The 19,058-nt window shown below is 70.3% G+C and carries 17 protein-coding genes; 2 read left to right on the top strand and 15 right to left on the bottom strand.

The window, feature by feature from the left end:
- Positions 1-19: 19 nt before the first annotated feature.
- The 10 genes from pstA to mshD all read right to left on the bottom strand — a co-directional run bounded on the left by pstA (position 20) and on the right by mshD (position 10,828).
- Positions 20-1,069: a phosphate ABC transporter permease PstA gene (pstA, locus tag ACZ5U5_RS23575; RefSeq protein WP_469024894.1), complete on the bottom strand. Its 1,050-nt coding sequence runs from the start codon at positions 1,067-1,069 to the stop codon at positions 20-22.
- Positions 1,066-2,088: a phosphate ABC transporter permease subunit PstC gene (gene pstC, locus ACZ5U5_RS23570; RefSeq protein WP_469024891.1), complete on the bottom strand. Its 1,023-nt coding sequence runs from the start codon at positions 2,086-2,088 to the stop codon at positions 1,066-1,068. Before pstC ends, pstA begins: the two co-directional genes overlap by 4 nt.
- 117 nt (positions 2,089-2,205) lie before the next feature.
- Positions 2,206-3,336 (bottom strand): phosphate ABC transporter substrate-binding protein PstS, encoded by a 1,131-nt coding sequence (gene pstS / locus ACZ5U5_RS23565; RefSeq protein WP_469024888.1) that lies wholly within the window; start codon positions 3,334-3,336, stop codon positions 2,206-2,208.
- Positions 3,337-3,555: 219 nt separating this feature from the next.
- The gene (locus tag ACZ5U5_RS23560; protein WP_469024885.1) at positions 3,556-3,978 is read right to left on the bottom strand and encodes an NUDIX hydrolase; all 423 of its coding nucleotides are present in this window, start codon (positions 3,976-3,978) and stop codon (positions 3,556-3,558) included.
- A complete protein-coding gene (locus tag ACZ5U5_RS23555; RefSeq protein ID WP_469024883.1) occupies positions 3,975-5,048 on the bottom strand; it encodes a CHAD domain-containing protein in 1,074 nt (357 codons plus the stop codon). The genes ACZ5U5_RS23560 and ACZ5U5_RS23555 overlap by 4 nt, the downstream gene beginning before the upstream one ends.
- On the bottom strand, positions 5,029-7,377 hold the full coding sequence (locus tag ACZ5U5_RS23550) for an RNA degradosome polyphosphate kinase (RefSeq protein WP_469024880.1): 2,349 nt from the start codon (positions 7,375-7,377) through the stop codon (positions 5,029-5,031). Before ACZ5U5_RS23550 ends, ACZ5U5_RS23555 begins: the two co-directional genes overlap by 20 nt.
- 107 nt (positions 7,378-7,484) lie before the next feature.
- Complete coding sequence (locus ACZ5U5_RS23545; RefSeq protein ID WP_469024877.1) at positions 7,485-8,510, bottom strand: hypothetical protein; 1,026 nt, start codon at positions 8,508-8,510, stop codon at positions 7,485-7,487.
- Positions 8,507-9,406 (bottom strand): ABC transporter ATP-binding protein, encoded by a 900-nt coding sequence (locus tag ACZ5U5_RS23540; RefSeq protein ID WP_469024874.1) that lies wholly within the window; start codon positions 9,404-9,406, stop codon positions 8,507-8,509. Before ACZ5U5_RS23540 ends, ACZ5U5_RS23545 begins: the two co-directional genes overlap by 4 nt.
- Positions 9,403-9,813 (bottom strand): GntR family transcriptional regulator, encoded by a 411-nt coding sequence (locus ACZ5U5_RS23535; RefSeq protein ID WP_469024872.1) that lies wholly within the window; start codon positions 9,811-9,813, stop codon positions 9,403-9,405. Before ACZ5U5_RS23535 ends, ACZ5U5_RS23540 begins: the two co-directional genes overlap by 4 nt.
- A 91-nt stretch (positions 9,814-9,904) precedes the next feature.
- The gene (gene mshD / locus ACZ5U5_RS23530) at positions 9,905-10,828 is read right to left on the bottom strand and encodes a mycothiol synthase (protein ID WP_469024870.1); all 924 of its coding nucleotides are present in this window, start codon (positions 10,826-10,828) and stop codon (positions 9,905-9,907) included.
- A 294-nt stretch (positions 10,829-11,122) separates the two neighbouring features.
- Between mshD and ACZ5U5_RS23525 the strand changes: the two genes are divergently transcribed.
- The gene (locus ACZ5U5_RS23525; RefSeq protein WP_469024867.1) at positions 11,123-12,955 is read left to right on the top strand and encodes a bifunctional metallophosphatase/5'-nucleotidase; all 1,833 of its coding nucleotides are present in this window, start codon (positions 11,123-11,125) and stop codon (positions 12,953-12,955) included.
- A 97-nt stretch (positions 12,956-13,052) separates the two neighbouring features.
- Positions 13,053-14,363 carry an LmeA family phospholipid-binding protein gene (locus tag ACZ5U5_RS23520; RefSeq protein WP_469024864.1) on the top strand — a complete coding sequence of 437 codons (1,311 nt, stop codon included), beginning with the start codon at positions 13,053-13,055 and terminating at the stop codon, positions 14,361-14,363.
- Positions 14,364-14,367: 4 nt separating this feature from the next.
- On the opposite strand, the gene ACZ5U5_RS23515 is transcribed toward ACZ5U5_RS23520, so the two are convergent.
- The 5 genes from ACZ5U5_RS23515 to ACZ5U5_RS23495 all read right to left on the bottom strand — a co-directional run bounded on the left by ACZ5U5_RS23515 (position 14,368) and on the right by ACZ5U5_RS23495 (position 19,055).
- Positions 14,368-15,789, bottom strand: coding sequence for a HAMP domain-containing sensor histidine kinase (locus tag ACZ5U5_RS23515; RefSeq protein ID WP_469024861.1), 1,422 nt, complete (start codon positions 15,787-15,789; stop codon positions 14,368-14,370).
- On the bottom strand, positions 15,786-16,523 hold the full coding sequence (locus tag ACZ5U5_RS23510) for a response regulator transcription factor (RefSeq protein WP_469024858.1): 738 nt from the start codon (positions 16,521-16,523) through the stop codon (positions 15,786-15,788). The genes ACZ5U5_RS23515 and ACZ5U5_RS23510 overlap by 4 nt, the downstream gene beginning before the upstream one ends.
- Before the next feature lie 45 nt (positions 16,524-16,568).
- Positions 16,569-16,796, bottom strand: a complete 228-nt coding sequence (locus ACZ5U5_RS23505) for a hypothetical protein (protein WP_469024855.1) — start codon at positions 16,794-16,796, stop codon at positions 16,569-16,571.
- 35 nt (positions 16,797-16,831) lie between these two features.
- Positions 16,832-17,854 (bottom strand): S1C family serine protease, encoded by a 1,023-nt coding sequence (locus ACZ5U5_RS23500; RefSeq protein ID WP_469024852.1) that lies wholly within the window; start codon positions 17,852-17,854, stop codon positions 16,832-16,834.
- 178 nt (positions 17,855-18,032) lie between these two features.
- Positions 18,033-19,055, bottom strand: a complete 1,023-nt coding sequence (locus ACZ5U5_RS23495) for a LacI family DNA-binding transcriptional regulator (RefSeq protein ID WP_469024850.1) — start codon at positions 19,053-19,055, stop codon at positions 18,033-18,035.
- Positions 19,056-19,058: the final 3 nt, after the last annotated feature.

The raw sequence follows: 19,058 nt of genomic DNA, 5'->3' as shown, positions 1-19,058 counted from the left end.
GGTCGCTGAGTGGCCGCGGTCAGCGGCCCGTCTTGGGGGCCTTCCAGCGGGCTACGCCGCGGGCCGCCAGGTTGAGGATCATGATGAAGCCGATGAGGGCGAGCGCTGCCGCCCAGGCGCGGTCGTAACCTGCCTGGTTGCCGGCCCCGTACTGCTGGTAGATGTACAGCGGCAGGGAGGCCTGCGAGCCCTCGAACGGGTTCATGTTGATCATGGGGTTCACCCAGACCAGGAGCAGCACCGGTGCGGTCTCGCCCGCGATACGGGCTACTGCCAGCATGACGCCGGTGGTGATGCCGCCGATCGCGGTGGGCAGGACCACCTTGAGGATCGTCCGCCACTTCGGGATGCCGAGGGCGAGTGACGCCTCCCGCAACTCGTTCGGGACGAGCTTGAGCATCTCCTCCGTGGAGCGCACGATCACCGGCATCATCAGGATGGCGAGCGCCATGGCGCCGGCCCAGCCGGAGAAGTCGAAGCCCAGGATCAGGATCCAGAAGCTGAGGACGAACAGGCCCGCGACGATCGACGGGATGCCGGTCATGACGTCCACGAAGAACGTGACGACCTTGGAGAGCTTCCCGCGCCCGTACTCGACGAGGTAGATCGCGGTGAGCAGGCCGATCGGCACGGCGATGGCGGAGGCCAGGAGCACCTGCTCAAGGGTTCCGATGATCGCGTGGTAGATGCCGCCGCCGGGCTCGTCGTCCGCGACCACGCCCATGGAGTGCGTCAGGAAGTAGCCGCTGAAGACGGTCGAGCCTCGCTCGACGGTCTCATAGATCAGCGAGGCCAGCGGGACCACGGCCAGCAGGAACATGACCCACACCAGCGAGGTGGCGAGGCGGTCCTTGGCCTGGCGGCCGCCCTCGACGGTGACCGCGGCGACGTACGAGACGCCGATGAAAAGGATGGCTGCGATCAGGCCCCACTGGATGCGGCTGTCCAGGCCGGCCCCCACGCCGATGCCGACGGCGACGGCGACGGAGCCGAGCGCGACGACGGCCGGCGTCCAGCGCGGGAGGCGGGCGCCCTGCAGGCTCGCGGGCTTGGTGATGGTGGCGCTCATGCGTTGGCCCCCGAGTACTCCTTGCGGCGCGCGATGATCATGCGGGCCGCGCCGTTGACCAGCAGCGTGATGATGAACAGGACCAGACCGGAGGCGATGAGCGCGTCACGGCCGTACTCGGTCGCCTCGTTGAACTTGCTGGCGATGTTCTGCGCGAAGGTGCCGCCGCCGGGGTCGAGCACGGACGCGCTGATGAGGAAGGTCGGGGAGAGCACGGTGGCGACGGCGATCGTCTCGCCGAGCGCGCGGCCGAGGCCCAGCATCGAGGCGGAGATGACGCCGGAGCGTGCGAAGGGGAGCACCGACATGCGGATGGTCTCCCAGCGCGTGGCGCCGAGCGCGAGCGCGGCCTCCTCGTGCATCTTCGGGACCTGCAGGAAGACCTCACGGCTGACGTTCGTGATGATCGGCAGGATCATGATGGCGAGCAGGATGCCGACCGTCATCAGGGAGCGCGGGGCGCCGCCCTGGTACTCGAAGATCCCGGTCCAGCCGAAGTAGTCGTCGAGCCAGCTGTAGAGGCCGGTCAGGTTGGGCGCGACCACGAGGGCGCCCCAGAGGCCGTAGACGATCGACGGCACGGCGGCCAGGAGGTCGATCACGAAGGCGATGGGGGTCGCCAGCTTGCGCGGCGCGTAGTGCGAGATGAACAGTGCGATGCCGATGGCCACGGGGACGGCGATCACCAGGGCGATCACCGAGCTCACCACGGTGCCGAAGACCAGGACCGCGATGCCGAAGAACGGCTTGCCGCCGGTGGTGGCACCGGCCGGGTCCCACTCGAAGGTGGTGAGGAAGTTGCCCGTGTTGTCCGCGAGGGCCAGCGTCGTGCGGTAGGTCAGGAAGGCCGCGATGGCGGCCATGATCACGAGCAGCGTGATGCCGGAGCCGCGGGAGAGGCCGAGGAAGATCCGGTCGCCGGGGCGGGTCGCGCCGCGGCGGGGGCTCTTGGGGGTGATGCCCGAGGGCTTCACGTCGTTGAGGGGTGGGGGTGCTGTCGTACTGCTTGGTATATCCATAAGATTCTCCGGTCTGCGGAGCCGATCACCGCTTCTTCAGCGGGAGTTGCTCCTGGCGGCGGTGCACCGGACGGTGCGGCCGGCCCGGGAACGCGGGGCCGGCCGCACTCGGTTCGACTAGCTCAGGCCCGCGACGGTCGTACGGACCTTGGAGATGATCTCGGCCGGGATCGGCGCGTAGTCGTTCTCCTTGAGGACGTTCTGGCCGTCCTCGCTGGCGATGTAGGTCAGGAAGGACTTGGTCGTGGCGAGGGTCTCGGCCTTGTTGCCCTTCTCGCACAGGACCTCGTACGTCACCAGGGTGATCGGGTACGCGCCCTCGGCGGTGGGCTTGTAGTTCAGCTCGAGGGCGAGGTCGTTGCCCTTGCCGACGACCTTGGCCTCGGAGATGGCCTTGGAGGCGTTGTCGACGGTGGCCTTCACCGGCTCCTTGGCGTCGGTCTGCAGGTCGACCGTGCTGATGCCGTCGGAGGCGTAGGAGAGCTCGAAGTAAGAGATGGCGCCGGGCGTCTGCTTGACCTGGCCCGCGACACCGGAGGAGCCGTTGGCGGACTGGCCGCCCTTGGCCTCCCAGGACTTGCCGGGCTCGTACGACCAGGCGGAGGGGGCCGCGCCCTTGAGGTACTTGGTGAAGTTGTCCGTGGTGCCGGACTCGTCCGAGCGGTGGAACGCCTGGATCTTGGTCTTGGGCAGCTTGGCGTCGGGGTTCAGCTTCGCGATCGCCTTGTCGTCCCACGTCTTGATCTTGTCGTCGAAGATCTTGGCGAGGGTCTCGGCGTCCAGGACGAGGTTGTCCACACCGGGCACGTTGTAGCCGACGGCGATCGGGCCGCCGACCATCGGCAGGTCGATGGCCTGGCTGTTCTTGCAGACCTTCTTCGACGCCGCGATCTCCTCGGGCTTCAGCGCCGAGTCGGAGCCCGCGAAGGCGGTCTGGCCCTGCATGAACGCGGTGATGCCGGCGCCGGAGCCCGTCGGGTTGTAGTTCAGCTGAACGTCCTTGCAGGCGGTCGAGTAGACCTTGCGCCAGGCGTCGATCGCGTTCTTCTGCGCGGAGGAACCGGAGGCCGCGAGCTGACCCTTGGCGTCGTCGCACTTGATGTTGGCGTTGGCGTTGGTCTCCTTGCCGGTGCCACCGCTGCCGCCACTCGTGTCGTCGGAGCCGCACGCCGTGAGGGCCAGGGCGCCGGAGACGGCGATGGCGCCGAGGGAGAGGGCGCGGAGCCGGTTCTTGCGCTGAAGCTTCACTTTCGGGTCTTCCTTCCGGGAGCCGCCTGCCCTTTGCTGGCGGCGTGCGAGGTCTTCGTCGTGCCGGTGCTGCGGTCGTTCTGTCCTGCGGTCGTACGTTGTGTTGTAAGGCTGAAATTAGGCAGGGCAGGTGAAGCGGCCGATGGGCATGAGTGAACGGCGGGTGAACCTCGGCGGTCGGCCTGGTTAGGCAGGGTGTCACGGAACGTAGCGGATACGTCACGCCACGTTGAGTATGCCGAGCAGAGCGTCGACCAGCTGCTGGTCGCGGGGCTGTGTGAGGCGGTTGCGGGCCGCGGTCGGCGAGAGCCAGAGGATGCGGTCGACCTCGCTGTTCGGCGCGAAGTGGCCGTCCGTCGCCTCGGCCGCCCAGTAGTTGACCTCTTTGGGGCGGCCCTGAGCCAGATAGCGGACCGTGGGGAGCCGGGCGCCGGGAGCGCAGCGGTGGCCGGTCTCCTCCTCGACCTCGCGCAGGGCGCCGGCCAGGGGAGTCTCGGCTCGCTTCAGCTTGCCCTTGGGGTGCGACCAGTCGTCGTACTTCGGCCGGTGGACCAGGCATATCTCCAGGCCGCCGTCATGAGGGGAGTGGCGCCACAGGACGCAGCCCGCGGCGCGGACGACCTCGCCCTCGGAGCGCGTCACCGGGTACTCGCCCCCTCCGTCTCCCGGAGCCAGGCCTGGTGGAACGCGAAGCGCGCCGCTTCCACCTCGTGGCGCTGGTCGGCGTGCAGGACACCGAGGGCGTACGCCGTCGCCGGGGCGATGCGGGGGGTGCGGGCTGCCGAGGCGGCGGCCGATGCGGCGTCCGCGGCCTCGCGGTGGCGGTCCAGGGCGTGGCCTGCCTCCGCGAGGCGCAGGTCCCCGCCGGCCGGGCTGCCGGTGAGGACCTCCTGGGCGTACCTGTGCAGGCGAAGGAGGGCGCGAGTCGTCAGCCAAGGGGCGTCCTGCGCCTCGGGGGCGGTGTCGGCGGCGAGGCCGTGCGTCAGCGCTTCCGCGTTGTACGGGTGGCCCGCCTGGCCGAGGGGCAGCGCGGCGACGGCCTCGGCGAGGTCTTCCTCGGCTTTGGCCGCCAGCGGCTTCAGGTCCTCCGTCGCCTGGGTCAGCGGGACCTCGCTCGCGAGTACGGCGACGTTGTCCGCCACGGCGTGGAAGCGGGAGGAGCCGAAGGCTTGCAGCGCGGTCGAGTGGGCCCGCGTGCGGGCGAGGGTCAGCTGGCGCTCCAGCAGCGCTGCGGCCTTGGCTGCGCCAACCGCCAGGCCCCTTGGTGTCCCGCCCTGTTCACCGGTGCCGTGCGCTGCGGGCCGCGCATGGCCGTTCTGCCGTGCGGAGCGCCTGGCGGCGACGGCCGCGTGATCCGGGGGCGCCGGCACCCCCGGCGTACCCGAAAGGCGGTGCAGTGCATCCAGCAGGCGTTCCAAGCGGGCCGCGAGCGCGTGCTCCCTCGCCAACGTGCCGGACAACCACGCCAGTTCGGGGCGCATTCCAGCCGCCCACTCCTGGTCCAGTAGCGGCCGGAAGGTGTGCAGGGTGCCGCTGATGCGGCGGGCGGCGCGGCGCAGGGCGCGGGCCGCCTCCAGGGACTCCTCCGCTCCTCGCGCGTCCGTCGACGACTCGCGGTGCAGCCGCAGCGAGCGCAGGAACTCCGTGGCCTGGCCCTGCAGATAGGCCGACAGGACATCGCCCGTCGTCGTCTCATGGTTTAGCTGTGCCACGCCGGCGCCTCCGGGCGTCTATGAGCATCTCCTGTACGTTCCGCAGGGGCTGGCCCTCCGGATCCAGCGCGTGCCGGGTCCAGTTGCCGTCCGCGCCCAGGTGCCAGGAGGCGGTGGTGTCCGACATGCCGGTCTCCAGGAGCCGGCTGAGCGCCGCCCGGTGTGCCGGGTCGGTGACCCTGACCAGCGCCTCGATACGGCGGTCGAGATTGCGGTGCATCATGTCGGCGCTGCCGATCCACACCTCGGGCTCGCCCGCGTTGCCGAAGGCGAAGACCCGGGAGTGCTCAAGGAAGCGGCCGAGCACCGAACGCACCCGGATCGTCTCCGAGAGCCCCGCGACCCCGGGCCGTACCGCGCAGATCCCGCGCACCCACACGTCCACCGGCACACCGGCCTGCGAGGCGCGGTAGAGGGAGTCCACGACCGCCTCGTCGACCATCGAGTTGACCTTGATGCGCACATAGGCGGGGCGGCCCGCCCGGTGGTGCTGGATCTCCTTGTCGATGCGCGAGATGAGCCCGTCGCGCAGGGACTTGGGGGCGACCAGGAGACGGCGGTAGGTCTCGCGGCGCGAGTACCCCGAGAGCCTGTTGAAGAGGTCGGACAGGTCGGCGCCCACCTCCTGCTTGGCGGTGAGCAGTCCCAGGTCCTCGTAGAGCCGGGCCGTCTTGGGGTGGTAGTTGCCCGTGCCCACGTGGGAGTAGCGGACCAGGGTCTCGCCCTCCTGGCGGACGACGAGCGACAGCTTGCAGTGCGTCTTCAGGCCGACCAGGCCGTAGACGACGTGGCAGCCCGCCTCCTCCAGCTTCCGCGCCCACTTGATGTTCGCCTGCTCGTCGAAGCGCGCCTTGATCTCGACCAGGACGAGCACCTGCTTGCCCGACTCGGCGGCGTCGATCAAGGCGTCGACTATGGGGGAGTCGCCCGAGGTCCGGTACAGCGTCTGCTTGATCGCGAGGACGTCCGGGTCGGCGGCCGCCTGCTCCAGGAAGGCCTGCACGGACGTCGAGAACGAGTCGTACGGGTGGTGAAGGAGTACGTCGCGTTCGCGAAGGGCGGCGAAGATGTCCGGCGCGGAAGCGGACTCCACCTCGGCGAGGTCGCGGTGCGTGCCCGCGATGAACTTCGGGTACTTCAGCTCGGGCCGGTCCAGGGACGAGATGCCGAAGAGCCCGGTCAGGTCGAGCGGACCCGGCAGCGGGTAGACCTCGGCCTCGCTGATCTTCAGCTCGCGCACGAGCAGGTCGAGGACGTTCCGGTCGATGGACTCCTCGACCTCCAGGCGCACCGGCGGCCCGAAGCGGCGCCGCATGAGCTCCTTCTCCAGGGCCTGGAGGAGATTCTCGGCGTCGTCCTCCTCCACCTCCAGGTCCTCGTTCCGGGTGAGCCGGAACATGTGGTGCTCCTGGATCTCCATGCCCGGGAACAGCTCCGCGAGGTGCGCGGGAGCGGCGATGACGTCCTCGATGGGGACGTACCGCTGGGGGGAGGCCTCAAGGAACCGCGAAAGCAGCGGCGGAACCTTCACGCGGGCAAAGTGCGTGTGCCCCGACACGGGGTTGCGCACGACCACGGCGAGGTTGAGCGAAAGCCCCGAGATGTACGGGAAGGGGTGCGCGGGGTCCACGGCCAGCGGGGTCAGGACGGGAAAGATCTGCTGCCGGAAGAGCGTGAAGAGGCGGGACTGCTCCTTCTCGGTCAGCTCGTTCCAGCGGACCAGGTGGATGCCCTCGTCGGCGAGGCCGGGGGCGACGTCCTCCTGGTAGCAGGCGGCGTGCCGGGCCATGAGTTCGCGGGAGCGGTTCCAGATCAGCTCCAGGACCTCGCGGGGCTGCAGGCCCGAGGCCGAACGGGTGGCGACGCCGGTCGCGATGCGCCGCTTCAGGCCTGCCACCCGGACCATGAAGAACTCGTCCAGGTTCGAGGCGAAGATCGCCAGGAAATTAGCCCGTTCGAGGAGCGGGGTGTTCGGGTCCTCGGCGAGCTCAAGGACGCGCTCGTTGAAGGCGAGCCAGCTGCGCTCCCGGTCCAGGAAACGGCCCTGCGGCAGCTCCTGGCCGTCGTGCCCCACCTGGCCGTCCTCGTCGTACGCGTCGAGATCGGCGTCGATGTCGGGGTCGAGGTCGGACACCGCCGCCGACAGCGTGTGCGGGCGGTGCGCGGCGATGGAGCCCACGGAGGGCTGGGCGTGCTGGACACCTTGCGTGCTGGGCTGGCTCATGGCCCCATTCTTCCGCGCGGGGGCCCCGATGGGCGCGTCGGAGAGTGCCGGGGCGATGGCTAGCTTCCCGTTCATGGGGGGAGGGTCGGGCACGGCGGGCTGCATTGAGCGAGGGTCGCAAGCCAGTCTGAATCACTGGTTACGGCGACATGACGTGCGGGACATGTGCGGGAGTCCCCCGGACGTTTGCACGTCCGGGGGAGGTGCGCAACTCAGGCGGCGCGGCGTCGGAGCACGCGGAACGCGGCGTACGTCGCCGCTGCGGCGAGCACGAGGAGGATCCCCGTCTCCACGAGCTGGAGAGGCCAGAAGTGGGACGAGGGGTGGAAATCGTTGTACCAGCCGGTGACTTGGTGCTTGTCGAGGCACTGACTGAATTGGCCTGCATAGTTCGAGCACACGGACTCCGGCAGCCGTCGGCCGTCGGCGGTGAGCATGCCCTGCTCCACGCCGAAGCCGTTGCCGGGAGGGCCCTGCGCGTACTCGCCCGACGAGGTGACCGTCTCCGTCGCCCACAGGCGGCCCCGGAGCAGCGGCAACGCGATGACCGCGCCCGCGGTGACGGCCAGTGCGGCGGCCATCGCGGGCAGCGTGCGCCGCAGCACCACCGCCGCGAGCGTGCCCACGGCGAGGCCGAGGAGGGCGTACGCGACAGCTACCGGGCCCACGGATCCGTAGATCGCGCGCTCGAACCAGGAAGTCCGCGGACCGTTCAGATCCGGCACCGAGCTCCACGCCAGGCGCTGTCCTGCGGCGAGCAGCGTGCCGAAGCCGACCACCACGGTGGCGCACAGGGTGAACCGGACGGTGAGCCAGCGCACCGGGGAGACGGACTGCGTCCAGGCCAGCTTGTACGTGCCGGTCTCCATGTCCCGCCCGATCATCGGGCCGGCGACGAACAGGGCGATCAGGCAGGGCAGGGCGAGGATGGCCATGCCCGAGTAGTCGATGGACCGGCGGAACGAGAAGTCCGAGTCGAGGTACTCGCGGACCGTGGTGTAGCAGTCGGGGCTGATGTCCATTCCGATGGTGCAACCGGTCGCCCGGAAGGCATCCGCCTCGTGGGAGATCACCAGCTGGTTGGTGACCAGGAATGCGATGCCGAGTACCAGCAGACCGAGCGTGATCCACAGGGCGGTGCGGTGCTGGCGCAGTGCGGCGCGGTACGGGCCGGGCAGGGTGAGGGTGGTGCTGCGGCCCTGTGCCCGGGGTGCGGGCGCCGTCGTCGACGCGGTCACGTGGTCACCGCCGGTTCGGTCGCGGTCGTGCCCGGCGTCAGGAGTGCGGGCGCCTCGGGGGAGCGCAGATGGGCCAGCAACAGTTCCTCCAGGGAGGGCTCTTCGAGCTCCCAGCCTTCGCCGACCGGGCCCTCGGGCCTTATCAGCGCGGTCAGGCCGCGTCCGGTGGCGCGGGATTCGACGACGGTGTGCGGGGCGAGGTCCTCGACGGGGCGGCGCCCGGTGACAAGGGCGTGCGCGGAGACGAGATCGTCGATGCCGCCGCCGAGTCGCACCCGGCCGCCCGACACGAGCAGCAAGTGGTCGCAGGCGTCGGCCAGTTCGGAGACGATGTGCGAGGACATCACCACGGTGGTGCCGTGCTCGGCGGCCTCCGCCATCAGCGTCCCCATCAGCTGGTGCCGGGCGAGCGGGTCGAGGTCGGCCATCGGCTCGTCCAGGAGCAGGAGTTCGGCCCGCTTGCCGAGCGCGAGGGCGAGCGCGACGCGGGTGCGCTGACCCCCGGAGAGCGTGCGCACGCGCAGCCGCGGGTCCAAGTCCCCTTCGCGTACGACCCGTTCGGCCAGGCTCGCGTCCCAGCGCCCCGGGTTCAGCTCGGCGCCAAGACGCAGCGTGTCGGCAATGCTGAGCTGCGGATAGAGCGGCTTGTCCTGGGCGACGTACGCGACGTGCTCGCGCGCGGTGGCCGGGTCGGTGCCGAGGACGGAGAGCGTGCCCTCGGAGGGCCGCATCAGCCCGGCCGCGAGGGCGAGCAGCGTCGACTTGCCCGCGCCGTTGGGTCCCACTATCGCGCAGATCCGTCCGGCGGGCAGCCGGAAGGAGCAGTCGCGCAGGGCGTGGCCCCGCCGTCCGTAGCTCTTGGCCAGCGCGGCCGCCTCGATGGCGGTGTCGGTCATGCGGGGTCCCCCTTGGATACGTGCTGCTCTGCCTCGGTGAACTGCTCTTCCAGCACGGCGCTGAACAGCGCCGCCACGTCGTCCCTCTCCAGACCGGAGGCGCGGGCACGGGCGGCCCACCGGCTCAGCTCGCCGCGCAGCGGTGAGTCGGCGGGCGTGGAGCCCAGTGACTTCCGCACGAAGGTGCCGAGCCCACGGCGGGCCTCGACCAGGCCCTCGCGTTCCAGTTCGCGGTAGGCCTTCAACACCGTGTTCGGGTTGATGGCCGTCGCCTCGACGACCTCGCGGGCCGTGGGCAGCTTGTCGCCCGGTTCCAGCAGGCCAAGGCGCAGGGCCTGTTGGGTCTGCTGGACGATCTGGAGATAGGTGGCGACGCCGCTGCGCCGGTCGATACGGAACTCGACCATGCCCTTGCACCACCCTTTCACTAATTGAGTAGTGAAAGGGTGGTGCAAAAAAGGGGCGGCGTCAAGTGACGCCGCCCCTCAGGAAGTTGGTTCAGGACTCCGTGCGGTACATCAGGTCCGTCTCGTGCGTGGTGAACCCGAGCCGCTCGTAGACGCTCACCGCCGCCTTGTTGTCCGCGTCCACGTACAGCATCGCGGTCGGCAGGCCCGCCGCCGCCAAGTGGTTGAGGCCGATCGTCGTCAGCGCCTTGCCGAGGCCGCCGCCCTGCGCGCCCGACCGCACCCCGAGGACGTACACCTCGCCGAGGCCCTCGTCCGCGTGCACCTTGGTCCAGTGGAAGCCGACGAGTTCGCCGTCCTTCTCGGCCAGGAAGAAGCCCGCCGGGTCGAACCATGGCTCGGCCTTGCGGTCGTCCAGGTCGCGCTGGGTGAGCGAGCCCTGCTCGGGGTGGTGGGCGAAGGCGTCGGCGTTCACCGCGAGCCAGGCCGCGTCGTCCTGGCCCGGGGCGAAGGGGCGTACGGACACGCCTTCGGGAAGGACGGGTTCGGGCAGGTCAAGGTCGCCCAACGGGCGCCGCATCTGCCGCAGTTCGCGGAAGAGGGTGAGCCCGAGGACCTGCGCGAGGTGCCGCGCCGCCGAGTGGCCGCCGTGCGCCCAGATCCGCAGCCGGCGGCCGGACTCGGCGAGCAGCGCGGTGCCCAGCGCCCGGCCGTGCCCGCGGCCGCGGTGCGCGGGGTGCACGACGAGCTCGGCCGCCGGCGCCTCGATGGGATCGGTGTCCTCCAGCTGCGCGTACCCGACGAGATCGCCGTTGAGGCCGAGCAGCAGATGCCGCACCCCGTCCCGCGCGCCGCCCCGCAGCTGCAGCCGCCCCTGCTCGGACACGGCCTGCTGGCCGTCCGAGCGGGCCGCTTCCGCGATGAGCCCGAGCACGGCGTCGGCCTGGTCGGAGGTGAGGGCGGCGACGGTGTCGATCTGCCGCAGGGTGGCGGGAGGCTGCTGCTCGTCAGTCATGGAGTCGAGGGTACGGCGACGGCCGGTCGAGCAGCAGATCACGGACGTACTCACGGCCCGTGGAGGAGTGCGCGACGGCGCACGCGCCGCTGTCGCCGCATCCGGCCGGCTTCGCCCCCGTACGCCCCCCTGCGGTCGTCCGAAGTGCCCGAAGTGTCCGCGACGCTCCCGACGTGCCCCCTGACGGCAACCACCTCGTAACCCGTAACCCCCTGTCGCGCTACGCGCGTTGACCTTAGGCTGCGCGGAGTTTCACCACCCTCAGCCCGTCTCAGACCTCTCCCAGGGGGACACGTGCCAGTCACTCCTCAGCCGCGTCGGCCAAGACGCCGCGCCACCCGTGTGCTCGCCGCCGCTGCCGGTCTCGCCACGATCGGTGCGCTGGCCGCCGCGCTGCCCGCGAACGCCGGGCAGTCCGCCGGACAGGACGCGGCGGGTGGGGCGGGCAAGAAGCGCACCGTCGACGTGCAGCTGCTGTCCTTCAACGACTTCCACGGCAATCTGCAGCCCCCGGCCGGTTCCTCGGGCCAGGTGACGGAGAAGCAGGCCGACGGGACCGAGAAGAAGATCGACGCGGGCGGCGCCGAGTACCTCGCCACGTCCCTTCGTACGGCCCGCAAGGGGAAGCCCTACAGCGTCACGGCCGCCGCCGGTGACCTGATAGGCGCGAGCCCCCTCCTGTCCGGCCTCTTCCACGACGAGCCGACGATCGAGGCGATGAACAAGCTCGACCTCGACGTCACCAGCGTCGGCAACCACGAGTTCGACGAGGGGGCCAAGGAGCTGGCCCGCATGCAGAACGGCGGCTGCCACCCCAAGGACGGCTGCTTCGAGAAGGGCAAGAAGTTCAAGGGGGCCGACTACCCCTACCTCGCGGCGAACGTGACCGACGAGAAGACCGACAAGCCCATCCTCAAGCCGTACTGGGTGTGGAAGCACAAGGGCGTCAAGGTCGGCTTCATCGGGGTCACCCTGGAGGGCACGCCCGACATCGTCTCCGCCGAGGGCATCAAGGGCCTGAAGTTCCACGACGAGATCGAGACGGTCAACAAGTACGCCAAGATCCTCGACAAGCAGGGCGTGAAGTCGATCGTCACGCTCCTCCACGAGGGCGGCTCCCCCGCGTCGCAGAGCTACAACTACGACTGTGACTCCCCGGGCGCGGGCGACGGCATCTCGGGCCCCATCACCACCATCGCCAAGGGCATCACGCCGAAGGTCGACGCCCTGGTCACCGGGCACACGCACTCCGCGTACGTCTGCACCATCCCGGACCCCGCGGGCAACCCCCGCATGGTCACGTCCGCCTCGTCCTACGGGAAGCTCTACACGGACACGACGCTCACGTACGACCGCAAGACCAAGGACATCGTCCGTACGTCGGTGAAGTCGGCGAAGTCCGCGAATCACGTCGTCAGCCGTGAGCAGGCCAAGGCCAAGGACATGACCTCGCTCATCGGGCGCTGGAACAAGCTGGCCGAGCCTGTCGCCAACAAGCCCGTCGGCTTCATCTCGGCGGACATCCCGGGCCGTGGCGCGACCACCCCCGAGGCGCCGCTCGGCGACCTGATCGCGGACGCGCAGCTCGCGCACGGCAAGGCGCTCGACCCCGAGACGGATCTTGCGCTGATGAACCCCGGCGGCATCCGCTCCGACCTGGTCCACAAGGCGAGCGGGAGCGAGGGTGACGGGGTCGTCACGTACGGCGAGGGCTTCACCGCCCAGCCGTTCAGCAACACCGTCAATCTCGTCGACCTGACCGGCGCGCAGCTGATCACCGGCCTCAAGCAGCAGGTCAGCGGGTCGAACGAGGCATCCCCGAAGATTCTGCAGATCTCGGACGGCCTCACGTACACGCTCGACATGACGAAGTCCGGCGCTGATCGTGTCGTGGCGGACTCGATCAAGCTGGGCGGCAAGGCGATCGATCCGGCCGCCACGTACCGTGTGGCGATGAACTCCTTCCTCGCGGGCGGCGGCGACGGCTTCGCCGAGCTCGGCAAGGGCACGAAGCCGCTGGTCGGCAGCGATGACCTGAAGGCGTTCAACGACTACCTGACCGCCAACTCCTCGGCGGACAAGCCGATCGCGCCGCCCAAGGCGGACAGGATCACCATCGTGAAGTGAATGACGCGTTAACAGACGCGCTCAGAAGCCGGCCTAAATCGGTGGTTACTGGGCGTAAGGCTTGGGGTGGGGTGTGAACGTATGGTGAAATCAGCTGATGCGTTCCCCCCACCGCATAGCCACGCTTCCGCCCGATCACAACCAGGCTAATCCGTCTGATGGTTGGCACGCCGAATCGGTTCCCCCCGAAGCAGCTCCAGCGGCGGTGGAGACGACCGCCCCGCTCAACCCGTACGACGAGCTCGGCGCCCTCGCCTCGCCGAACCCGCTGGAGGACTTCCTCCGCGACACGGACGACGACGAAAGCGCGGCCGGCGCCGACAAGGCCGACGCCCCCTGGCAGCCCCCGAACCACCGCCGCGGCAGCCGCCGCCGTGTGAACCGGTTCGCCGGACTCCCGCTCGCCGCCAAGGCCGTCGTGGCGCTCCTGGTCGCCACCGCCTTCCTCGGGCTCGGTGACCGCTGGGCCCTGCTCTACGCCGAGCACGAGGCCGCGGAGAAGCTCAAGGACACCATGCACCTGAGCGCCACGCCCGAGGTCGACATCGAGGGCTTCCCCTTCCTGACCCAGGTCGTCGACAAGCGCGTGGACAAGGTCAAGGTCACCGTCCCGGACGTCGCGGCCGACCGGATCTCGCTCGCCCAGGTCTCCGCCACCGCCGAGGACGTGACGATCACCGGCGACGGACCCACCGACATCAAGGGCGCCCTCATCCGCGAGATGAAGGGCGAGGTGCTGCTCTCCTTCGACGACCTGAACCGTGAACTGGGCGCGTCACAGGTCACGTTCACCGGCCACGGCAGCGACCAGGTCCTCGCCCGCGGCACGCTGCCCGTCGCAGGCCACGACCTGAAGCTGCGCGCGGACGCCCGCATCCAGCGCAACGGCGACCGCGGCATCTCCACCGACATCGGCAGGATGAGCCTGCAGATCGGCGACCTGGCGACCTATCGGCCCGGCACCCGCGAGTCCGAGGGCCTGCACCTCAGCAAGAAGTCCGCTGACCGCCTCGCCGAGGAGACCGCCAAGGCCAAGGCGCTGCTCTCCGTGCCGTCGATCGTCAAGCGCCTCGGCGTCCCGGACTCCGTGCTCAGCGGCGCCCTGAAGAGCGACACCAAGCTCCACGACCTCGTCGGAACGCCGCGCTTCATCAACGACGTGATGGGCCTGAACCTCATCGACGTCGCGATGGGCCACCCCGAGCTCCTGAAGAAGCTGGGCCTGGACCCGGGTCTCCTCAAGGGCCTCTCCGGGCTCACCCGCCCCGTGCTCACCGACCGCCTCACGCTCGCCTTCCAGCTGCCGGAGCTGCCGGGCAAGGGGAACGTCTGGCTGCGGGACGTGAGCGTGCAGCAGGACGGCATCCGGGTGCGGCTGAGCGGCACGGGTCTCGGGATCGGCACGTAGCGGCTTACACGGCGGTCGTCGGGGGCGGGGTCGGCGCTCCCGGCAGGCTGACCGTCGCCACGGTCCCGCCGCCCTCGGCGGGCCGGAGCTCCACCTCGCCGCCCGACTGGTGCATGGTGCGGGCCACGATGGACAGGCCGAGGCCCGATCCGGGGAGGCTGCGGGCCGACGGGGAACGCCAGAACCGGTCGAAGACGTGCGGGAGTTCGTCGGTGGGGATGCCGGGGCCGTGATCGCTGACGGTCAGCGCGCCGCCCTTCAGGGCCACCTCGACGGCGGAGCCCGGGGGCCCGAATTTCACCGCGTTGTCCAGGATGTTCACGATGGCCCGCTCCAGGGCCGCGGGCTCGGCGCGTACGTACCAGGGGGCGAGGTCCGCCTCGAAGGTCAGCTCGGGGCCGCGCAGCCGCGCTCGCTCCAGGGCGGCCTCCACGACCTCGTGCAGGGCGATGACCTGCACCTTTCCGGCCTGGCCGCTGTCCGTGCGCGACAGCTCCTGCAAGTCGCCGATCAGCGCCGCCAGTTCGGTCATCTGCGCCGTCACGGAGGCGAGCAGCGCCTTGCGGTCGTCGGGCGGGATGGCCCGGCCGGTGTCCTCGCTGCGGGCCAGCAACTCGATGTTCGTACGGAGCGAGGTGAGGGGGGTGCGCAGCTCGTGCCCGGCGTCGGCGATGAGCTGCTGCTGGAGGTCGCGGGACGAGGCGAGCGATGCGGTCATGGAGTTGAAGGAGCGGGAGAGCCGGGCGATCTCGTCGTCGCCTTCGGCGGGGATGCGGAGGTCGAGGTCTTCGGTGCGGGCGACGTGCTCGACCGCTGCCGTCAGCTCGTCCACCGGGCGCAGGCCGGTACGGGCGACCCAGAGGCCGGCGGCACCCGCGCCGAGTACGCCGATGCCGGCGACGAGGACGAGGACGAGGACGAGGTTGTTCAGGGTGTCGTCGACCTCGCTGAGGGGCCGGGCGACCGAGACCGCCAGGGGCTGCCCCTCCAGGGGGTAGGTGAGGACGCGGTACTTGGCGCCGTTCGACGCCGTGGCGGTGTGGATCACCTGGTTGGACACCCGGTCGGCGACATCGACATCCTCGGGGGAGACCTCGATGGACTGCTTGCCGGAGATGACGCAGCTGTTGCCCTTGCGGTCGACCACCTGGACCGTCGACTTGAACGGGTTCGGGTCGTTCTCCTGGTTGCTGATGACCGAGGCGTGGCGGCACTGCCCGCTCCCGTCGATCAGGCTCAGTACGAGCTGATCCGGCACGCGGTTGGAACTCAGCGCCTCGTCCAGCGAGTTGATCAGCGCGGTGCGCACCACGAACCAGCACACGACCGCGGCGGCGGCGACCGCCAGCGCCACCGCCGTGGCCACCAGCATGGCGAGGCGCGACCGGAGCGGAAGCGCCCGGAAGCGCCTGGTCAGCCTCTTCACTCGGCGCCGCCGGAACCCGGCCGCAACACGTACCCCACGCCCCGCACCGTGTGGACGAGGCGAGGCTCGCCGCCCGCCTCCGTCTTGCGGCGCAGGTACATGACGTACACGTCGAGGGAGTTGGAGGACGGCTCGAAGTCGAAGCCCCAGACGGCCTTCAGGATCTGCTCCCGGGTGAGCACCTGACGGGGATGCGCGAGGAACATCTCCAGCAAGGTGAACTCCGTGCGGGTCAGCTCCACCGTGCGGGCCCCCCGCGTGACCTCACGCGTCGCGAGGTCCATCCGCAGGTCGGCGAAGGCGAGCGTGTCGCCCTCCTCGGCCTGCCCCGCGCCGGCGGCGTACGAACTGCGGCGCAGGAGTGCCCGGATGCGGGCGAAGAGCTCGTCCAGCTCGAACGGCTTGACCAGGTAGTCGTCGGCGCCCGCGTCGAGCCCCGTGACGCGATCGCCCACGGTGTCGCGCGCGGTGAGCATCAGGATGGGCGTCAGAGAGCCGGTCGCGCGCAGGCGCCGTGCGGCGGTGAGGCCGTCCATGCGGGGCATCTGGATGTCGAGTACGACGAGGTCGGGGCGGTAGGCCGCCGCCTTCTCCAGCGCGTCGGCGCCGTCGACGGCGACCTCCGTCCCGTACCCCTCGAAGGCGAGACTGCGCTGCAGCGCCTCCCGCACGGCGGGCTCGTCGTCGACGATCAGGATGCGCAGTTGTTCGCGGTCGCCTTCGGCGGGGCTCATCGGCTCGGTACTTCCTCGGGTGCGGGGCGGTGGACGGGGCCGGTATCAGCCTCGCACGCGCGCGCGGGGCTTGCGGCGTGCGGCGGGCCGGGAGGACGGTGCCTTGGCCGTGGCCACTTCGGGGGCGCGGGCCGCGGTGGCGCCGTGCAGTTCCCCGGCCACGGAGAGGGGGAGGCCGAGCCCCGCCGGATCGGTGTCGGGCAGGCGGCCCCAGCCGATGGTGGCGGCCAGGGCGTGCCGGGCGCGGTTGACGGTGATCAGGGGTCCGGGCATGGCGGCCTCCAGGTGCTCCGGGGGAGTGGTCGGGGTCAGTCGGTCGAGCCGGCCCGCAGGGTGTCCAGGTCGGCCTTGACCGTGTTGATCGGGATGGCGAAGCCGAGGCCGACGCTGCCGGAGCCTGACTCGGATCCGGCCTGCGACGAACTGGGCGAGTACATCGCGGAGTTGATGCCGACGATGTTGCCGTTCATGTCGATGAGGGCGCCGCCGGAGTTCCCCGGGTTGAGCGAGGCGTCGGTCTGCAGGGCCTTGTACGTGGTCTTCGACGAGCCGGTGTCGCCGTTGAACTGCTCGCCGCCGTACTCGAAGGGCCAGTTGCCGCCGCCCTGCTGTTGCTGCTGTCCCTGGCCTTGGTCCTGGTCCGCCGAGACGGTGACGTCCCGGTCGAGCGCGGAGATGATGCCGCTGGTGACGGTGCCGGTCAGGCCCTCGGGGGAGCCGATCGCCACGACGTCGTCGCCGATCTTGACGTTGTCGGAGTTGCCGAGGCTCGCGGCCTTGAGCCCGGAGGCGTCCTTGAGCTTGATCAGCGCCAGGTCCTTCTTGCTGTCGGTGCCGACGACCTCGGCCTCGTACGTCTTCCCGTCGTTCGTCGTCACCTTGACCGACGAGGCACCGGAGATCACGTGGTTGTTCGTGATGATCTCGCCGTCCCCCGTGATGATCACGCCGGAGCCGGTGGCCTGGCCCGAGCCGGACTGCGCGCTGATCTCCACGATGCTGGGGCTGACCGCCTCGGCGACACCGGAGACGGTGCCCTTCTGGCTGGTGGGCACGACGTTCGTGTTGGTGGCGCTGCTCGACGTGCCGTCCTTGCCGGTCAGCTCCTGGAAGGCGTACGCGGTGCCGCCACCGACGGCCGCCGCCGCGATGGCCACCGCGGCGAGCAGGGCCATGGGTCCCTTGGCCCGCCGACGCGAAGGCTTCGGAGGCTGTCCCGGTGTCGGCGCTTCCGGCGCGAAAGCGGGCGGGGGCGGGTACGCGCCCTGCGTACCGCCATGGTGAACAGGCGCTGACGACTGCTGCTGGGGGTACTCGCCGCTGTTTGTCATGGAATCTAGGCTGCGGGGTGTTCATGAGAGGCGGCTGAGTGCGCCCTGAGAACACCGGTAGAAGTGCGTATGCCCCATATAAAGCCGCCGCTGCGCGGCGGATTTTTCCCGCCCACCCACCCGATTACCCGGCAACAGCTCCCACCGGCCGAGGGCGCGGGGCAAACGATGAAAGGCGTCAGTTGCAGCCGCAGGACTGCCGGACCACGAGACGCGACGGGAACAGCTTCAGCCGCTCCCGGCGCGAACCGGCGACCCGAAGCCCGTCGTCCAGGACCAGGTCGACCGCCGCCCGCGCCATCGCGGGCCGGTCCGAGGCCACCGTCGTCAGCGGCGGGTCCGTGAGCCCCGCTTCCTTCACGTCGTCGAAGCCGGCCACGGCCAACTGCTCCGGGACGTCGATCCGAAGCTCCCGCGCGGCCCGCAGGATGCCGATCGCCTGGTCGTCGGTCGAGCAGAAGATCGCCGTCGGCCGGTCGGGCCGGGCGAGCAGTTCAAGCGCCATCTGATACGCGTCGTACCGGTTGTACGGAGCCTCGAAGAGCCGTCCCTCCACCGAGCGCCCGGCCTCCCGCATCGCCCGCCGCCAGCCCTCGACGTGGTCGGAGACGGGGTCACCGACGGTCGGGGTGTCGGCGGTGCCGCCGACACAGGCGACGTACTCGTGCCCGTGCTCCAGCAGATGCCGGGTGGCGAGCTGCGCGCCGCCGAGGTCGTCCGTGACGACGGCGACGTCGTCGATCGCCTCGGGCCGCTCGTGCAGCAGCACGACCCGCGCGTCCCACGCGTCGATCTCGGCGGCGGCCGAATCCGTCAGGCCGTGGCTGACGAGGATGAGGCCGGAGACCCGCATGCCGAGGAAGGCCCGCAGATAGTGGGCCTCGCGCTCGTCCACGTAGTCCGTGTTGCCGACGAGCACCATTTTTCCGCGCTCGGAGGCCGCCTGCTCCACGGCATGCGTCATCTCCGCGAAGAACGGCTGCCGCGCGTCCGGCACGATCATGCCTATGAGGTCGGTCCGCCGCGAGGCCATGGCCTGGGCGACCCGGTCGGGCCGGTACCCCAGCTCCTTGATCGCGGCGAGTACACGCTCGCGCGTGGCCGGGGCAACCGGCCTAGGTCCGTTGTTGATGACATAGCTGACGACGGCGGTGGAAGTACCCGCAAGTCGCGCAACGTCATCCCGAGTCACCTTGGCCACGCG

This window comes from Streptomyces sp. NPDC033177 (genome assembly GCF_055577715.1).
This window is presented reverse-complemented; position numbering and strand designations above follow the sequence as displayed.

Coding starts and splice junctions, on each gene's coding strand:
- pstA (WP_469024894.1), bottom strand. CDS start 1,069: ATGAGCGCCACCATCACCAAGCCCGCGAGCCTGCAGGGCGCCCGCCTC.
- pstC (WP_469024891.1), bottom strand. CDS start 2,088: ATGGATATACCAAGCAGTACGACAGCACCCCCACCCCTCAACGACGTG.
- ACZ5U5_RS23550 (WP_469024880.1), bottom strand. CDS start 7,377: ATGCAGCCCGCCGTGCCCGACCCTCCCCCCATGAACGGGAAGCTAGCC.
- ACZ5U5_RS23540 (WP_469024874.1), bottom strand. CDS start 9,406: ATGACCGACACCGCCATCGAGGCGGCCGCGCTGGCCAAGAGCTACGGA.
- ACZ5U5_RS23535 (WP_469024872.1), bottom strand. CDS start 9,813: ATGGTCGAGTTCCGTATCGACCGGCGCAGCGGCGTCGCCACCTATCTC.
- mshD (WP_469024870.1), bottom strand. CDS start 10,828: ATGACTGACGAGCAGCAGCCTCCCGCCACCCTGCGGCAGATCGACACC.
- ACZ5U5_RS23520 (WP_469024864.1), top strand. CDS start 13,053: ATGCGTTCCCCCCACCGCATAGCCACGCTTCCGCCCGATCACAACCAG.
- ACZ5U5_RS23510 (WP_469024858.1), bottom strand. CDS start 16,523: ATGAGCCCCGCCGAAGGCGACCGCGAACAACTGCGCATCCTGATCGTC.
- ACZ5U5_RS23505 (WP_469024855.1), bottom strand. CDS start 16,796: ATGCCCGGACCCCTGATCACCGTCAACCGCGCCCGGCACGCCCTGGCC.
- ACZ5U5_RS23500 (WP_469024852.1), bottom strand. CDS start 17,854: ATGACAAACAGCGGCGAGTACCCCCAGCAGCAGTCGTCAGCGCCTGTT.